Origin of the sequence: Candidatus Clostridium eludens (assembly GCF_045310515.1) — a bacterium.
Classification (GTDB): domain Bacteria; phylum Bacillota; class Clostridia; order Clostridiales; family Clostridiaceae; genus Clostridium_B; species Clostridium_B eludens.
This window is the reverse complement of record NZ_JBJHZX010000007.1, coordinates 1-17,368: the sequence shown is the minus strand read 5'-3', so window position 1 is coordinate 17,368 and position 17,368 is coordinate 1. Positions and strand designations below refer to the sequence as shown.

General features: G+C 31.0%; 18 protein-coding genes. 15 read left to right on the top strand and 3 right to left on the bottom strand.

The features are described 5' to 3' along the window. Positions 1–138: 138 nt before the first annotated feature. The 6 genes from ACJDU8_RS06315 to ACJDU8_RS06290 all read left to right on the top strand — a co-directional run bounded on the left by ACJDU8_RS06315 (position 139) and on the right by ACJDU8_RS06290 (position 7,322). Entirely contained in the window at positions 139–1,629 is a 1,491-nt protein-coding gene (locus tag ACJDU8_RS06315) for a spore germination protein (RefSeq protein ID WP_406791305.1), read from the top strand. Next, positions 1,613–2,704: a GerAB/ArcD/ProY family transporter gene (locus tag ACJDU8_RS06310; protein ID WP_406791304.1), complete on the top strand. Its 1,092-nt coding sequence runs from the start codon at positions 1,613–1,615 to the stop codon at positions 2,702–2,704. The genes ACJDU8_RS06315 and ACJDU8_RS06310 overlap by 17 nt, the downstream gene beginning before the upstream one ends. Next, positions 2,697–3,827 (top strand): Ger(x)C family spore germination protein, encoded by a 1,131-nt coding sequence (locus tag ACJDU8_RS06305; RefSeq protein WP_406791303.1) that lies wholly within the window; start codon positions 2,697–2,699, stop codon positions 3,825–3,827. The genes ACJDU8_RS06310 and ACJDU8_RS06305 overlap by 8 nt, the downstream gene beginning before the upstream one ends. A gap of 102 nt (positions 3,828–3,929) precedes the next feature. Beyond that, positions 3,930–5,519: an ABC-F family ATP-binding cassette domain-containing protein gene (locus tag ACJDU8_RS06300; RefSeq protein WP_406791302.1), complete on the top strand. Its 1,590-nt coding sequence runs from the start codon at positions 3,930–3,932 to the stop codon at positions 5,517–5,519. 183 nt (positions 5,520–5,702) lie between these two features. Next, a complete protein-coding gene (locus ACJDU8_RS06295) occupies positions 5,703–6,416 on the top strand; it encodes a type 1 glutamine amidotransferase (protein ID WP_406791301.1) in 714 nt (237 codons plus the stop codon). Between the two features lie 282 nt (positions 6,417–6,698). Next, complete coding sequence (locus ACJDU8_RS06290; protein WP_406791300.1) at positions 6,699–7,322, top strand: C40 family peptidase; 624 nt, start codon at positions 6,699–6,701, stop codon at positions 7,320–7,322. Between the two features lie 970 nt (positions 7,323–8,292). Here ACJDU8_RS06290 and ACJDU8_RS06285 read toward each other — a convergent pair. From ACJDU8_RS06285 to ACJDU8_RS06275, 3 genes are all read right to left on the bottom strand, one after another. Then, positions 8,293–8,904 (bottom strand): transglutaminase-like domain-containing protein, encoded by a 612-nt coding sequence (locus ACJDU8_RS06285; protein ID WP_406791299.1) that lies wholly within the window; start codon positions 8,902–8,904, stop codon positions 8,293–8,295. A 408-nt stretch (positions 8,905–9,312) separates the two neighbouring features. After that, the gene (locus tag ACJDU8_RS06280; RefSeq protein WP_406791298.1) at positions 9,313–10,164 is read right to left on the bottom strand and encodes a sialate O-acetylesterase; all 852 of its coding nucleotides are present in this window, start codon (positions 10,162–10,164) and stop codon (positions 9,313–9,315) included. Between the two features lie 300 nt (positions 10,165–10,464). Next, entirely contained in the window at positions 10,465–11,025 is a 561-nt protein-coding gene (locus ACJDU8_RS06275) for a hypothetical protein (RefSeq protein ID WP_406791297.1), read from the bottom strand. A gap of 401 nt (positions 11,026–11,426) precedes the next feature. On the opposite strand from ACJDU8_RS06275, the gene ACJDU8_RS06270 reads away from it, so the two are divergent. The 9 genes from ACJDU8_RS06270 (at position 11,427) to ACJDU8_RS06230 (ending at position 17,145) form a co-directional block, all read left to right on the top strand. Further along, positions 11,427–11,549, top strand: a complete 123-nt coding sequence (locus ACJDU8_RS06270) for a hypothetical protein (protein ID WP_406791296.1) — start codon at positions 11,427–11,429, stop codon at positions 11,547–11,549. 261 nt (positions 11,550–11,810) lie between these two features. Further along, a complete protein-coding gene (locus ACJDU8_RS06265) occupies positions 11,811–11,981 on the top strand; it encodes a hypothetical protein (protein ID WP_406791295.1) in 171 nt (56 codons plus the stop codon). Continuing rightward, positions 11,968–12,147 carry a hypothetical protein gene (locus tag ACJDU8_RS06260; RefSeq protein ID WP_406791294.1) on the top strand — a complete coding sequence of 60 codons (180 nt, stop codon included), beginning with the start codon at positions 11,968–11,970 and terminating at the stop codon, positions 12,145–12,147. Before ACJDU8_RS06265 ends, ACJDU8_RS06260 begins: the two co-directional genes overlap by 14 nt. 708 nt (positions 12,148–12,855) lie before the next feature. Continuing rightward, positions 12,856–14,013, top strand: coding sequence for a YkvI family membrane protein (locus tag ACJDU8_RS06255; RefSeq protein ID WP_406791293.1), 1,158 nt, complete (start codon positions 12,856–12,858; stop codon positions 14,011–14,013). A gap of 210 nt (positions 14,014–14,223) precedes the next feature. Further along, entirely contained in the window at positions 14,224–14,871 is a 648-nt protein-coding gene (locus ACJDU8_RS06250) for an HAD family hydrolase (protein WP_406791292.1), read from the top strand. A gap of 350 nt (positions 14,872–15,221) precedes the next feature. After that, positions 15,222–15,500 carry a hypothetical protein gene (locus tag ACJDU8_RS06245; protein WP_406791291.1) on the top strand — a complete coding sequence of 93 codons (279 nt, stop codon included), beginning with the start codon at positions 15,222–15,224 and terminating at the stop codon, positions 15,498–15,500. Between the two features lie 28 nt (positions 15,501–15,528). Beyond that, complete coding sequence (locus ACJDU8_RS06240; protein ID WP_406791290.1) at positions 15,529–15,657, top strand: hypothetical protein; 129 nt, start codon at positions 15,529–15,531, stop codon at positions 15,655–15,657. A 231-nt stretch (positions 15,658–15,888) separates the two neighbouring features. Next, positions 15,889–16,086 (top strand): alpha/beta-type small acid-soluble spore protein, encoded by a 198-nt coding sequence (locus ACJDU8_RS06235; protein ID WP_406791289.1) that lies wholly within the window; start codon positions 15,889–15,891, stop codon positions 16,084–16,086. A gap of 216 nt (positions 16,087–16,302) precedes the next feature. Next, positions 16,303–17,145, top strand: a complete 843-nt coding sequence (locus ACJDU8_RS06230) for a polysaccharide deacetylase family protein (protein ID WP_406791288.1) — start codon at positions 16,303–16,305, stop codon at positions 17,143–17,145. The last annotated feature ends 223 nt before the right edge of the window (positions 17,146–17,368 follow it).

Here is a 17,368-nt window from a genome sequence, read left to right as displayed (position 1 = left end):
AAAATACCTATTCATGCGCCTAGCAGTGCTCATTTCCCACTTTGAAGAAGATGGGGGGAGGGTTAGCTAATTAACGCGTTAGGATAAAAGTATAAATAGTTTGCCCAATCTCGGTTATACTAAGATTGGTGATTGATTGTGAATGAAAATAATAATGCTTTTCAGGAGAAATTAACAGAAAACTACGAGGAAAACCTTTTGAAAGTAGAGCGAATATTAACTGATTGTCCAGATATAGTAAGAACAAAGGTTTCATTACATGCTGGTAAAAAAGGTTGTTTTTTCTATGTTCAAGGACTTGTAGATATTAACCTAATTCAGAGAGATTTTATTAATCCTATAATCAATTTAAAAGATTTAAATTCTAACGAAGTTAAATCCATTCAGAATATAATCCCTGTAGGTGGAATAAGTTATCCTATAAATATTAATGATATAGTAAATGAAATAGTGCTAGGGAACACAGTTTTCATAGGTGAAGGACTTAAATTTAGCATATCTTGTGCACTGAAAAAGTTTGACAAGAGAAACATTATTGAACCTACTACAGAAAAAAATGTAAGAGGTTCTCATGATGGCTTAGTTGAAGATATAAATACGAATATTGCTATATTGAGAATGAGAATGAAGAACCCAAATCTTAAATTTAAAATATTTAAAGTTGGTACCTCCACAAACCAAACCCTAGCAATAGCTTATCTACAGAATATAGCAAATGATGTCCTACTGAACACATTATGTAAGAAAATAAGCACCATTGATTATGATGGTCTGATTGACTCAGGGTTTATTGAGCAAATGATTACAGATCATCCTTATTCGCTTTTTCCTCAATACAATGCTACTGAGAGGCCAGACAGAATAACTGCAAGTTTATTAGAAGGGAAATTTGCAATAATTTTAGAAAGTACACCAGTAGTACTTATAACACCAGTGAATTTTTACTCCTTTATACAGGCACCTGATGATTATAATATAAACTGGTTAGCTGGTTCTTTTCTCAGACTTTTAAGGATGGTTTGTTTAGTTCTAGCTATATTTCTTCCAAGTACTTATATAGCTGTAATTTCATATAACTACTATGTAATGCCAATAGGTTTTTTGGTGAACGTTGCAGAGGCTAGAAGTAGGGTTCCTTTCCCACCTATAGTTGAAGCACTCTTTATGGAATTATTTATTGAAATGTTAAGAGAGGCAACTATTAGACTCCCAACTTATATAAGTACAACGGTTGGAGTAGTTGGTGGATTAATCATCGGGCAGTCCGCAGTACAGGCAGGAGTTGTAAGTAATCAGATGGTGATCGTTGTAGCCGTAACTGCTATAGCAACATTTACAATACCAATGTATGATATGGGTATTGCACTTAGGATTACCAGGTTCTTAGTGATGATAGCAGCAGCTGTATTTGGAATGGTAGGTATAGTAATATCAGTACTGCTTCTAATAGCTCATCTTATAGTGCTGGAATCATTGGGGCAGCCCTATCTTCAACCTATAGAGCCATTAAAACTACGAGAGATTAAGGATGCTAACATAAGAGCTCAAATAAAACATTTAAAAAGAAGACCTGATGTAGCAAAACCAAAGGATAAATGGAGGGGAACTGGAAATGAAGAAGCAGAATAGCAATAATATAACCTCCAGACAGCTTATGAATTTTTTACTATCTGCACAGGTAGGTGTAGAACTGCTTGAAACACCAAATATTCTTGCTGAAAAAACCGGCCATGATGGATGGATACCTATAATTATAGTAGGAATACTTATTGCTATTGCTATGATATTTATTATTCTACTGCTTGAAAGATACAACAATAGCTCAATATATGATATTAATAAACATCTTTATGGTAAATATCTAGGGGGCTTTTTAAATATTATTGTTAGTTTGTATTTATGGGCTATTACTTGTTTACAATTAAGATTATTTACTGAATTACTTAAAATAACTTACCTAAGGTTTACTCCACCTATTGTATTAGATATTTTTATAATATTACCTACTATTTATTTATCCTGGTATGGACTTAAGGCCATAGCGAGATTTTCCTTTATTATGTGGTTTTTCATATTAATTACTTACATATTATTACTGCTGTCTATCAGGTTCTGTGATGTAAAACTATTAATGCCTGTAGGACAAAGTGGCTTTTTAGGGGTTTTGAAGGGGCTTGAAGATTGTTACTATGCATATCTAGGTTTTGAACTCATAGTAATTCTCTATCCCTCCATTACTGATAAAGAAAAAACTATGAAATATTCTTTAATAGCTCACGGTATTGGGAGTATATTTTTTTTATCAGTAACTCTTGTATGTACAGCTTTTTTTGGTGAAAAGCATCTAGCAAGAATTGTTTTTCCTTTAATAAGATTATCAAGAGCCTATGATGATCCTATTGTTCAAAGAATTGATTTATTATACATTGCAGCATGGATTCCTGTTATGACTATGTCTGTTAGTTCATATTTTTTCCCTGCTTACTGTAGGGTACAAAAACTTTTTAAAAGAGAAAAGAAAACGGTTTCTTTGATAATCTTCACAGCTATAACCATATTAATCAGTAGAATTCCGAGAAATCATCATGAGATTTATAGGTATACTCAAATCATGACAATATGGGGAGTTGTATTTGTAGTATTTATTATGTTGTGTTATATTTTTTCTTTTGTAAGTAAGAAGGGAGTTAAAACAAGTGAATAAGCTAATTCATAAATTAAGAATTATTGTAATATTTATAATAATTCCTATGACATTTTGTGGGTGCTGGGATGAGCATCCTTTCGAAAGAATAGGTTTTAGCACAGTATATGGGATAGAAGTATCTGAAGATGATTCTAAAATGAAAATTACTATAGTAAATCCTGTAACAGATCCTGGATCAAAAGCCCGGAGTGAAATACTCACTACTACAGCCAGTCTGCTCAGATCATCAAGGGAGGCGTTAAGGAGAAAATCTTCTAAATCTATGGAAGCAGGTAAGACTCAACTTTTGATTTATTCTAAGGATATTGCTGAAAGAGGAGAAATATCTAAAATAAATGAAATTCTTGAAAGGGATCCTACGGATCCTATAATAGCATGGCTAATAGTGGTGGATGGGAGTGCTGAGAAGTTTTTAAGAGGGGTAGAAAAATTATCGGATAAACAGAGATCCTATACATATTTGACAGAACTTCTTAAAAGAAATAGTAAAAGTGGATATAATCCAGAAACTAGAATATATAGCTTCGATATCACTAGCTTTGAAGAAGGTATTGATAATATTGCACCACTTGTAAAACTTGAGAAAGATGGAGCTGTTATTAAAGGAACAGCACTATTTTCAGGAGATAAAATGGTTGGTAGTTTAACTTCCAGGAATACCTCATTATTAATGGCAATGATGGGAAAATTAAAATTCACAGAATATCAATTTAATTCTGTAAATTTACCGAAGAATAAGATGCAGATAAAGCAGGGACTTTCTGCAGTACTTAATTCGTGTAAAAGAAAAATAGAAGTAAAAATAGTTGATAATAGGCCTGTGGTTAATATAGACTTAAGCTTATCAGGGAATATCGATGAGTATAAAATCTATGATTTTAACGAAGATGAAAATTTAGAAAGGCTAAATTTAAAATTGCAAAGAGAGCTAAATAAAGACTGCATAAATGTAATCAATTATTTGAAGGACATAAATAGTGATCCAATTGGTATTGGTAACATAGTAAGGGCAAAATATAATAGCTATTGGAAAAAGGTTGATTGGACAAAGGCATACAAGAATGCTGTAATAAATGTGAATGTAAAGCTTAAAATTACTCAATATGGTGTAAGCCAATAAAGAAGCTGTATCTAATGGAGAAAAAATTTTGGTGATTATTTAGTTGAATTATGATATAATACCTCCCGTAATGACAAAAATACAGTAGAGGATGGTTATAAGTTGATTAATGTAAATAATGTTAGTTTAAGATATAAGGGAAGAAAGCTTTTTGAAGATGTAAATTTAAAATTTACTGAAGGTAACTGCTATGGGGTTATAGGAGCAAATGGTGCAGGAAAGACTACATTTTTAAAAATATTATCAGGAGAAATAGAACCTAATACAGGGGAAGTAAGTATTTCAAAGCACATAAGAATGTCTGTATTAAAACAGGATCATTTTGAATATGATGAATATGAGATTTTAGAAACAGTAATTATGGGTAATTTAAGGCTTTATGAGATAATGAAAGAAAAAGATGCCCTTTATGATAAAGCTGATTTTACAGATGAGGATGGCATAAAGGCATCGGAATTGGAGGGTGAATTTGCAGAATTAAACGGATGGGAAGCAGAATCTGAGGCTTCTTCACTTCTTCAAGGTCTTGGAATAGATATAAATCTTCATAATAAAAGAATGTTTGAGCTTACAGGTCCTGAAAAAGTAAAAGTACTTCTGGCACAGGCGTTGTTTGGAAATCCCGGTATACTTATCTTAGACGAGCCTACCAACCATTTAGATGTTAAATCCATACAGTGGCTAGAGGAATTTATTATTAATTTTCAGGGCACCGTTATAGTTGTATCCCATGATAGATATTTTTTAAATAAAGTGTGTACATATATGGCAGATGTGGATTATGGCAAAATAAAGATATATGCAGGAAACTATGACTTTTGGTATGAATCAAGCCAGCTTGCACTTAGGATGGCAAAGGAGCAAAATAGGAAGAAAGAAGAAAAGATTAAGGATCTGCAAAGATTTATAGAGCGTTTCAGTGCCAATGCCTCAAAGTCTAATCAGGCTACATCCCGTAAAAAACTACTGGATAAAATAACTCTAGAAGATATTAAACCCTCCAGCAGAAAATATCCTTTTATGGGCTTTAAACCTGAGAGAGAAGTGGGGAATGATATATTAATAGTTGATGGCATTACAAAAATTATAGATGGAAAAAAAGTTTTGAATAATGTCAGTTTTACAGTATCCAAAGGTGATAAAATTGCTTTTATAGCAGAAAATGAAATTCAAGAGACTATATTGTTTAAAATTCTTATGGGAGAGATGGAACCGGATAGTGGAAAATACAAATGGGGGGTTACAACTTCAAGGGCATATTTTCCAAAGGATAACTCTAAGTATTTTAATGATGAACAATTGAATTTAGTGGATTGGCTGAGACAATTTTCAGATGAAAAGTCTGAAAGTTATATTAGAGGATTTTTAGGAAGGATATTATTTTCAGGGGAAGAGGCTTTAAAGCAGGTAAGTATTCTGTCAGGAGGGGAAAAAGTACGATGCATGCTGGCAAAGATGATGATGGAAAATGCCAATGTACTTATTTTAGATCAGCCTACCAATCATCTTGATTTAGAATCTATTACGGCATTGAATAACGGACTTATAGATTACAAAAGTATTATATTGTTTTCATCCTATGATCATCAATTTATCCAGACTACAGCAAATAGGATTATACAGCTTACTGATAATGGATTTATAGATAAAAGATCAACCTATGATGAATATTTAGAGAGTATTCAAGGTTAAATCACGGCCACCAAGCTAGTATGTAATATCAAATTACAATTAGTTTGATGGCTTTTTTAATGCTAATTTAAAATAAAAATATCATATTTGAAAAAATATTAAAAAATATTTTTTAAAAATTATATAATAATTATTAAATTAATAAAAACATATAAAATAGAAAGTACAATTTGGAGGGTTAATTTGAAAATAATTGAGTTGATACATGATAAGGATCATCCAAAAGCAACAAATGTTGACTTTTGGTTAAAGGAAAATAAAAATAATAGTTCTCAAAAATTCAAAGCTTTTAATCCGGAAGATTATCCTGAATTAAAAGGTATTGATTTGATTATTATCCATGGAGGTTCTCAGCATCTTTGGAATAAAAATGATGACGCGTGGTTAATTAATGAAATTGAATATGTAAAGGAAGCACTAAAGAACAATATTCCTGTAATTGGCTTTTGTTTGGGAGCACAAATAATAGCAGAAGCTTTAGGGGGGAAAGTTTATAAAGCAAAAGAAAAAGAAGTAGGCTGGCTAAATATTAAAATTACCATGGAAGGTAAAAAACACAAAATATTGGAAGGGTTAAAACAGGGTTTTAAAACTTTTTTATGGCATAGTGATCATTATAGCTTGCCACAAAATTGTATGGTTTTAGGATATACAGAAGCCGCTCCAAATCAGATCTTTATAAGTAATACTTATAAAGCAATAGGATTCCAATTTCATCCTGAGTATACCAAGGAAAATGTAAAAATATATGCCGATGAATATGAGGATGATGTATGGTCTGGAGGAAGATTTGCCTCTGGAAAATCTAACATTCTAAAAGAAACTGAGAAGATTGAAGGCAATTATGAACTATTTAAAAAAATATTTACAAATTCTATTGATTGGTTTTTAAAGTGAATATTATGAAAATGCAAGAGTCAGGTTAATATTATACGTACCTGGCCAGGATTTCTTGATGAAACTGTAGATATGGTTGTGACAGTGAAAAAAATAGTTTCCATTGGAGGTACATATAGGTAAAACCCGTAAGTCTATAAATAGTTTATTACACTATCCGATAATTAAACAAAGAGTAGAAAAGGAAATCCAAAGTTCAACGAAGATTCTTATTATAAAATGAAAAGAGGTGATTATTTGGTGGGTTTGGTATTACATACACTTTCCTCACTAAAATAAATTATGAAAAAAATATTAAGTATTATTCTCGTAATTTTTTTTATGTTCTTGCTTCCTACAATGGTACAAGCTGAAACCTTACGTTTGGGTTCCAGAGGTGCAGGGGTGGTGCAGTTGCAGACAAAATTAAATAATGTAGGATTTAATGTTGGGAAAGTGGATGGCATTTTTGGGAGTATGACTCAAAAAAGTGTAATAAGATTTCAAGCTTCACGTAGCTTGGCAATGGATGGAATAGTAGGAACCCTAACTGCTCAATTGTTAACTGCTGATTCTGTTGTTGCCACAGCAAAAAAATACATTGGAGTTAGATATCTGTGGGGTGGCAATACGCCAAGTGGCTTTGATTGTTCTGGATTAACTTCCTATGTATTTACAAGGAATGGTATTATGTTGCCGAGAGTTTCTCGTGATCAATTCAACATAGGCACAAGCGTAAGATTTGAAAATCTTCAAGTAGGTGATTTAGTTTTCTTTTCATTTACAGGAGATGGGATGGTAAGCCATGTTGGAATTTATATTGGTGGTGGGCAATTCATAAACGCCTCATCTAGCAGAGGTGTTGTGATTTCACCATTTACGAACTATTGGAAATCAGCTTATGTAGGGTCAAGACGGGTATTTTAACAGAATGCCATAATAAAAATATAAAAATTTTAACTTTAGAGGACTGTATTTTGGATATGACCTCTTATTTTTTTATTCAGAATGTGAATATTTTATCCCAGCGTGGTAATTAGATAATACTCCTATGTTTTTCTAAGGATTACTTGATAAATCCACCTTCAAAATCAACCGAAAGGTTGATTTTATTTTTGTCTTTGAAATTTATAATTATTATTAAGGAGATGATTTAAAATGGAGGAAATAATTAGTGATTAATGGAATAAAAGGTGACACTGATGAAATAGGTTATAAGATGACTGAAAAGTGGATAAAAGTTTATAGGGATGGTTTAGACAAGATTTTTTCATTAAGGAAATAATGTTACAGGGCTTACACAAAAATTTCTATTTAAATCACATCAATACTTTTATTCTGGCGCAATAATTAAGCCCTAAATTTTAGCTGCGATGTGGTTCAAGAAGCATTAGAAGCAGAAAAAAATAAAACTAGAGTATTTTTCACTCTAGTTTAGTAATAAAATTAGAATTTTGTTCGACAATCGAAAAGGTAGTAATATATTTCTACGCTATTTACCTTTTTTTGTATCATGTTAGGCTCTAGATTCAGATTCGTTACTAAACTACCTAATCTGCCTCGGCATCCTTTATCTGTAATAAGCATATTGTTTAATCCAAAGCTACCTAGTCCAGCAATAAAAGCAACATGTCTAAGAGACCATTCACTAATTAATTTTTTATTATTAAAATTATTTGCTGTACCAATAATAGGTGCATTAAATCCTAATCTTTCTAACTCAACATTAATGAAAGTATTTAAGTCAAATATAAGTTGATTAGTTTTTATATAAGCTATTGCCCAAAGCTTTGAGCGTTCTTTACCTTCAATGTTACTTTTAATTACATTATCTCTTCACTTTAATACAATTCGTATTTATTTAATATTTCAATTTAAAATATTTATATTATTAAAATCAGCTTAATGCAGTAGGTAAATTATATTTAATCATTTCAATACAATTTGTATTGTTTTCTAATGTTTCAATTGTTATTTTAATAGGATCGATAAATATTGTTGGATAATCAACTTCATCATATTTTACACGAACCTGAAATGCAAGTTGCTCTTTATCTATAAAAAATTGAGCATTCTTGCCATTTGTATTTCCTCGAGTGTCTATACGTATCCATCTACCTATTGATGGAATGAAAACTGCATTCAAAGCATGTATACAGTATCCTGTTTGGGGAGTATCTCCTAATGTTAATCTTTGATAGCAAAAACCAGTTGGAATGCCTTGATGCCTTAATAATGCAGCCAATAACATGGATTTTGCATAGCACATACCTTCTTTATATTGTAATACTTCTGAAGCAGTTCTTGTTATCTTCTTACTTTGAATATCCCAAGAATGAGAAATATCATCTCTAACATACTCAAATGCAATTCTAATTTTTTTAATTTCATCTAAATTTTCATGAAATAGTTCCTTTGCTTTATCCTGTATAATTTTTTTGTTAAAATCAACATATTTATTTACGAGTAAATAGTTTGATAAATTTCCATTTTCTAATATTAAATTCATATATTTACCTCCTCTTGTATTTATAATTATACTATATTATACATGAATATGAAATAATAAATAGAATAATGAATATTTACCATTTTACTGATGCTTATTATTTTGGATAGAATCACTTTAATGATATAGTGTGAATATTTATGCGTATAGGAGTAATATCAGCAGCCTCATCATGTACTGAAAAAGCATGTACTATAAATTAACATATATTTAATACAAATTGATAATCTGGTATTACCCCTATAGAAAACGAACTAGATATTACAATTCTAATGTCTAATTTATTGTACATACTAAAAAATAAAACTAGAATGTTTTTCACTCTAGTTATTGGAACAAAATAAGAAAGATATGACATAACTGAAGCTAAAATTATATTACTTCAGCTCTATAAATTGAAAATTTATACTATTCTTTATCATTTATTTTAGATAACTGTTCCTCATACTCCTCCAAAGATATATTTCCTTTTCCAAATTCGTTACCTATTAGTGCTGTTTTTTCTACTTTAGACAAAGGTTTATTATTCAATTCGTTAATTTTTGAAATTTCCTCTTTCATTGATTCTAATATATTAATTCTTTTGTCATACGCTTCAAAATATCGAAGGCCAAAAATTCTTTGTGACATTGCGTTGAAATGGATATTGTCTGGATTTGCTTTCAAATCAGAAGCCGTAACAAAATAACAATTATCCTGTGTATTCGCAAATTCAAGCAGAATTTTGTTTATCAAAGAATAATCACGAAAATAACGCCCATATTTACCAGCATTTAAATAATCACCTAACCCACCAACAATCACTGGAATATCAGGAACATTTAATCTTCTACGGAGAGTTTCTACTATAACTAAAAATTTCTCATAGTAATGATTAACACCTTCTGGATTACAGTCGTTTTCTCCCTGATGCCACAAAACTCCGTCTAATTTACTTGTTCGTTGTGCCAATTCAGATTGAAATACAGCATTTTCAAACAACACTCCACCAACAGTCCAATCATCTAAACTAGTAGCGCCTTCTGCACAAGGAATTAATCCAATTTCTTCAGTTTCATTTTTGTTGCACCATGCGGAAGCAAACGATGCCCCTGGTCCTATTCCAGTAAAGGGTCTATCACAATGAATAGGCTCTATCATCATTTGCCAGAGTCCATTTCTCAACATCTTAATGCGTTCATTACATATTATTGGTACATCTTTGATATATCCACGCCCTGCCATATTAGATTGTCCTATCATCAAAAAAGAATGTATCATTTACTACTACCTCCCAAATTCTAACTTATCTATTAGTTCAATTAAGATGACTGCTTCGCATAAATTTACTTATCTTCTTTTACGAATTTTACAAAGGTTCAACTTTTCGTTTATACTTTTCACTTTTCCCCTAACCACTTTCTTCTATCCTTTATATGAGCCTTTTTTGACAAATTTAAAAAGCTTACCCCATAACTAAATAATAACTTAAAAGCCAGTTTAAATCCTTATTGTTAATTAGAACACCATAATTCCTTCATTTATCCACCATCTGACGAACCCATCTGCTCGAATCTTTTCTCATTTCTTTTTATTTTTTTCTAACATACTATACCCCCCTTGTGCCTTTAACCATTCTTTAGCTTTTAATTTTATTTGTTTTTCTAATTCTAAATCACGACCTGCATCACTCATAGCTTCCTTGGCATATTTACGTGGAAACATTTTTTTTATAGATGCTTCACATTCAGTTCCGTCCTTGGGTTGTTGAAATTTAACAACATTAAATTTACCCTTATCTTTCTTTAACACAATGAACGCTGGATTTGTTCCAGAAGATGAAGAGCTAAATTTTCCATTAGAAAATATATACCCTTCAAATAAGGTATAAATATAAACATTTGCTAATCCATCTTTCTGTTCAATTGCGTATACCTTATGTGCTTCAAAGACCTTGGCAGCGTTAGTTAATATATGAGAATAGTAGTTACTAATATAATTTGATATTACTTCATTTATCACCTTTTTAGATGCAACATCCATATCTTTATTATTAGTTACTTTTGAATTGCTACATCCAACGCTAATAGTAAGTATTAAAGAAAAAGTTATTACAATAAGCTTCTTAAAATGCTTTTTCAATTTTATCCCATCCCTCAATTCTATGTATAAGCAAATTATAATACAAATTATCTCTATAATTTAACTATATATATAAATAATACCGCAAATAAATTATTATTTGGACAAAAAATTTATATGTTTATATAAATTAAAGTCTGTAATATGTTTAAATAATTAGCTTTTTTATCACTTTTAGGACGAATTTAGGAATATGTGTAGAAATATCTAGTGCAAAAGTTTATTAAAGGAAGATAAGGGGGACAAATTAGAATGAAAAAACTTTTTAATAAACTTCCTTTTTTACTTGCAGTTTTTATACTTTTAATTTTAGGAATATGGTACTTTTTAAGTAATAATAACAGAACTGCATTACAGAGGAGGCTAAGGTAGTAGTAAAGGTCTTTGGGAAATAAACCCTAATGGAGCTACAAAAGGGGATAAGTTATAACAGTATAGATAGTAGTAGAGTAGCCGTAAAAGTAGTAGCTCTTAGAAATATGAAAGCAGACAATGCTGTTATTGAGGCAATATTAAAGATCTAAGGATTGATGATCAGGAATTTTTGGAATACAAGTATAAGTACAGGAAAACGGATTTGAAGGTTGGGGTAAAATTTAATATGTCTCCTGGAGGAGCTATAAAGCGAAGACATAGGTTGATTGAGAATATTGCTAATTGGAAGAATTGGGTTAGCATAATGAAATAATTTATATTATATGTTACCGATGTTACCGAATTTATTAACATGAAATGTTATAATATCCATACAACTTAACTTTAATATGATATTGGAGGTGGTTTTTTTGAAATTAATAATAATAAAAACACATATGGTTAACTGGATAAAGAATATAGCACACGGTTCCAAACCAACCGCCAGTGGATATACAACTGCCGGCCACTGTCCTAATTTTGCCACTCGCTGCTGTTTAACGTGTGATAAATGCTGGAAAAATTATCATGGAACAAAATAATTCTAAGTTATGGAAAATACCTATATATGAGGAATTATTCAGGAATCAAATTGGAATCAAAATGTTGCCAAAATGTGGTGTAATAGTTATAGTGAAAACATCAGGGACTACACTGGTAGTAATTCATGGCGAATCTTTCAACATATACCTGTGGCTCCAAGGTTAAATGGGGCTTCAACACGGGAAATCGTAAATAAAATTTAATACTATATGTGTATATATGACAAAATAAGCAAGTGTAGCATTTAATTTACTTACTGAAGTTGATACCATATTATCCTAAAAATATTAAATTTTTCTTATTCTCAGGAGAACTAAAATACGAAAAATTGTTACAAGGCAATATACAATCTATCAGCAATAAAGAATGAGCTATTTATAAGTCAAGATAGGGGGCGTTTTATAAAACTAACTTAGAAGATTTTCTGAAAAGTATGAAGATAGATACCCTGATATTTATTTGGATGTAATTTCCTAAATTGTCCACGAACAAGTATTTATGAAGCTAGTGAACGAGACTTTAAAATTATAGTAGTAGAAGATGCTATATCTGATGCATATAATAAAACATTGCAAGAAATTAAAAATATGAATTGAAAAAGTATTATAGTATATTTTACCAATGTATTGACTTTTAATAATGAAGGTTTATAATAAACACAGCTATTATACATCTTACAAAAGTAATACAAGATAAGATAGGGTTAATTTCTGTTTGGAATTTGAAAGGTATGTAAAGAATATTGACAAAAAAGAGAAAATTTTATTTGGTAGTTTATGTGATGTTTCTTTGTAAAATGTTATTTATGGAAGTAGTAGAAAAATGATATAATACATCACAATCTTTTTATAGTTGTGATGGAACAGTAATTAAGTGCGAAATAAAGACTATTTACATAATTCATGGTTAAAGGAAGTGATTTATTTGTATATAAAAAATATATCATCCCGGCAGATTGCAATGGCCTTTACAGGAAGTTTTTTAGGAGCTGGCTTTATGTCAGGACAGGAACTCATGCAGTTTTTCGGAGTATTTGGAAGCTTTGGGTTGGTAGGAATGGTTTTTTCTGTCCTGTTATTCTGTATGCTTGGTTGCTTCGCTATGAAAATTGCAAAGCATACAGGAGTCGTAGAGTTTGACAAAATTATTGTGGAAAAAGAAAAGCCATGGCTTCGGGTAATCTTCGGCGGGATATTTATTTTTTTCCTGTTTGGTGTTGTAATTGTTATGATAGCAGGAGCTGGGGCACTGTTAGATCAGGTGTTTGGTATGCCCATAATTATTGGAAGTGCACTCATGGCGGTTTGTTTGGCGGTAGTAGCATTGTGGGGGGCTAAAGGCGTACTAAATGCATTTAGTATTACAGTTCCTCTCTTGATTGTGGTTGCAATGATTACTGGTATTTTATCATTTTTCTGTTTTCACAGAAGTAATATAATTGCCAGGCCATTTTCTGGGACAAATCCTTTGCTTGGAAACTGGCTATTTTCTATGCTTTCGTTTGTATCTTATAACATGATGGCAGCTATCTCCATACTGGTACCGATTGCACCGAATGTAAAAGAAGAAAAAACTATTTATAAAGGAATTTTCCAGGGGACGGTGCAACTAATAATTGTATTTGTTTGTACTTTACTTCCTTTGATTTTGAATCAGGCTATGCTGTCAGGTGCAAAGCTCCCAATGCTTATACTTGCTGAAAGAATACATCCATTTTTGGGAAAAGCCTACGCGATTCTCCTACTTTGCGGAATGTTCGGAAGTGCATTATCCTGTCTTTTTGGGGTGACTGTTCGTATAAAGAATATCAGAAATATTCAGGGAAATACCCTGATACTGGGGGCGGTTGTGTCGGCTTTCATTGGAAGTATTGTAGGCTTTAAAGAACTTATTGCAACTTTGTTCCCTATATGCGGCTATATTGGTTTCTTTGCTATGTTAGGTATTTGTCTACATTTTTTATCTTTACAGAGGAAAATTAGCATTGATGTAAGAGAGCGTAAGTTCAACTATAATCAACATACAGGATAATAAATGTTTTTCTATCTTCACGAAAAATTCATTATTCTCAACTTGCGCAACAAATGTAAATTGTTGTTTACCAAGAGGTTTTATTTATAATGGACTATCTTTTGATCGTTACTTTGAACAAGCAATGTGGGAAATATATTTGATATTATTTTTAAAAGTATTGACAATGTGTATAATAGTGAATAAATGTAGGATGGGCGGGAATGAGTAATGAAATATGAATGCATATTATTTGACCTTGATGGTACACTTACGGACTCTGCAACAGGCATAACAAATTCAGTTATATATGCTCTTGAAAAATACGATATAAAGGTAGATAACAGAAACGAATTAAATAAATTCATTGGACCTCCTTTGCGTGATTCTTTTGAAAGTTATTGCGGATTTTCAAAAGAACAAGCAAAGACTGCTGTAGAATACTATCGTGAGTATTATAGAAAAAAGGGCATATTTGAAAATTTGGTTTATAATGGAATTGAGGATTTACTTAAAACATTAAAATACAATAACAAGACACTCGTTGTTGCAACATCTAAACCTCAAGTATTTGCACAACAAGTATTAGAGAGGTTTGATATTGCTGAATATTTCACGTATATTGCTGGAAGTAATCTTGATGGAACAAGAATTAAAAAAGATGAGGTTATTCAATATGCGTTAGAAAGTTGTAGTATTATCAATTTATCAAAAGTAATAATGATAGGGGACAGGGAACATGACATTAACGGCGCAAAAAAGGTAGGAATAGATTCAATTGGTGTTCTGTACGGATATGGTGATAGAGATGAACTTGAGAAGGCAGGCGCAGATTTCATTGTTAATACTGTATTAGATATTGAGAAATTGTTAATCTAGTAGTGTAGACAAGATTTACTATAAAGTTAATTTAAAATCTTACTATATTGTAAAATAAGTATATATTCATTGTGTACAAATTATTAAATTTTCCTCCTTCTTGGGAGGATTTATTTATTTCCTTTTTTTATGGTGCCAATCATTATATCGAATTAGACCACATATATACATAATTTGAAACAAATATAATATTCATGCAAGAACATATGAATACTTAGTGCATACATTGTATAGTACGAATCACCATTAGATTATTCATTGAAAAATCCTAATATAATAGTGAAATAGATTAATGTTTGTTCGATAAATGGGGCCGCGAATTTATAGCATAGTAAGGGGGGAGCGATTATATGTCATTTCTTGATAACTTAAGTAAAACAGTCGGAAGTGCAGCATCAACGGCTGCTAAAAAATCAGGGGAACTCGTCGAAATAACTAAAATCAATATGAGCATCAACAAAGAGGAAGAAAGTATCAATAGGGTTTATGCAGAAATCGGAAAGAAGTTCTATGAAATCAATGCGGATTCAATAGGAAATGATGGATATAATAAGTTTTTTGAACAGATAAAAAAACATCAACAAACAATTAATGAACTAAAGAAAAAGCTGAACCAGATAGGAGGATAAACTCCTATCACTTTTGGGGGCATGCTCAGTGGGAGAGCATAGTGTTTGCAACGAGGGGGCAAGGGTTCAAATTCTTCTGCCTCGAGATTACAAATATGGAAGTGAGGAAGAATCGGCATCTAATAATTTATCAGGATATAGACCGTCAAAGAAATAGTAAAAAGCTCTGGAATTAACCAGGGCTTTTTGTGATTCATGGTAAAAACATAATGAGTAAGATATTAAAGTATTAATATGGAGATTGATACAAATATTAACATTATATCCAATTCAGCGTATTTTTATATTTATGTGCTAAATATTTATTCAATTATCTAGCGTATTTTTTATAGAAATGCACAAACTTTAAGTGTAGCATTAAAAATTGCTCTAGAAAGAGGTGTTGATTATGCCAGGTAACAGTAATAAATTACTAGTACCAGAGGCTAGAGAATCTTTAAATAAGCTTAAGATGGAATCAGCCCGAGAAGTTGGAGTAGATTTAAAAGAAGGCTACAATGGGGATTTAACTACTAGAGAAGTTGGCTCCGTAGGCGGAAATATGGTTAAGAAAATGGTTAAAGCCTATGAGCAGGACTTAAAATAACAATATAATGAAAAGCTTAGGGCAGATTTATTGCTCTAAGCTATATTTTTTTTATTTTTGTAAAATCAAGCAGGAATATAAAAATTTATGGAGAAATAGTATCTTAGTATAAGAAATAAAAATGTAAAATTAACAGTTAATTAGTAAAAGTTTAGTAGATTGTATAGATTTGAAACTATATAATATATATTAGTAAGAGTGGAAAGGAAGCTATATATGGTACAGTATAGAATATATAGAAGTTCTAAAAAAAAGAAGAAAAATATATTAATAATTGTATCAGCATTTTTGTTTTTATTTTTGGTGGGACTTATTGCATTAGAGAAACCATTTAGCGCAAAGTCATATAAGATAAAACCTAATACTGTAAAGGCCACTAAAATAGGAGCCATCAAGAATGGACAAATTAAATTACAAGCAAATACTAATACAAATAATACAAATTTAAGTGAATTCAATCCATATAAATCAGATGGAAGAAAAGTGGTGTATTTAACTTTTGATGATGGACCTTCTGCAAATAATACTCCAAAAATACTGAGTATATTGAAACAGTATAATGTGAAAGCTACATTTTTTTTAATTGGTAAAAATGCAGAGAAGAATAGAGAACTTGTAAAGGAAGAAGTTACAGAAGGTAATGTGGTAGGGAATCACACTTATTCCCATAATATGAATTATATATATTCAGATCCAAAGGTATTTATGAGTGATGTGGATAAGTGTCAAGAAATATTAAAATCTATTTTAGGAAACAATTATAATTTAAAGCTTGTAAGATTTCCAGGAGGTTCTTTTGGTAAGAAACTAGAACCATTTAGAGAGGAAGCAAAGAGAAATGGATATCAATATGTTGATTGGAATGATTTAACTGGCGATGCCGAATATAACAGAGTACCTGTATCACATCTAATAGAGGAAGTCGAAAGGTATTCTAATCATGATCATCTGGTAGTATTAATGCATGATGCTGCTGAAAAAGTTACTACGGTGCAAGCACTTCCTCAGGTCATAGAATACTTTAAGGCTCAGGGATATTCATTTGATACACTAAAGTAACAAAATACATATAATTTTAGGTTATTACTAAAGATAATTATAGATAATTAAAATAATGTAGAAACGTCAGCTTAATAAGTTGGCGTTATTTTTTATAGGTAAAAAGACCTGTACCTCTTAAAGATACAGGTTTATTTTTTATTTTATTATGTTTTAACAAGTTGAAGGTACTTTAGTGCCTGAAACTAAAAACCGCCTGCTATGCGGGTGAGATTAAATGCTT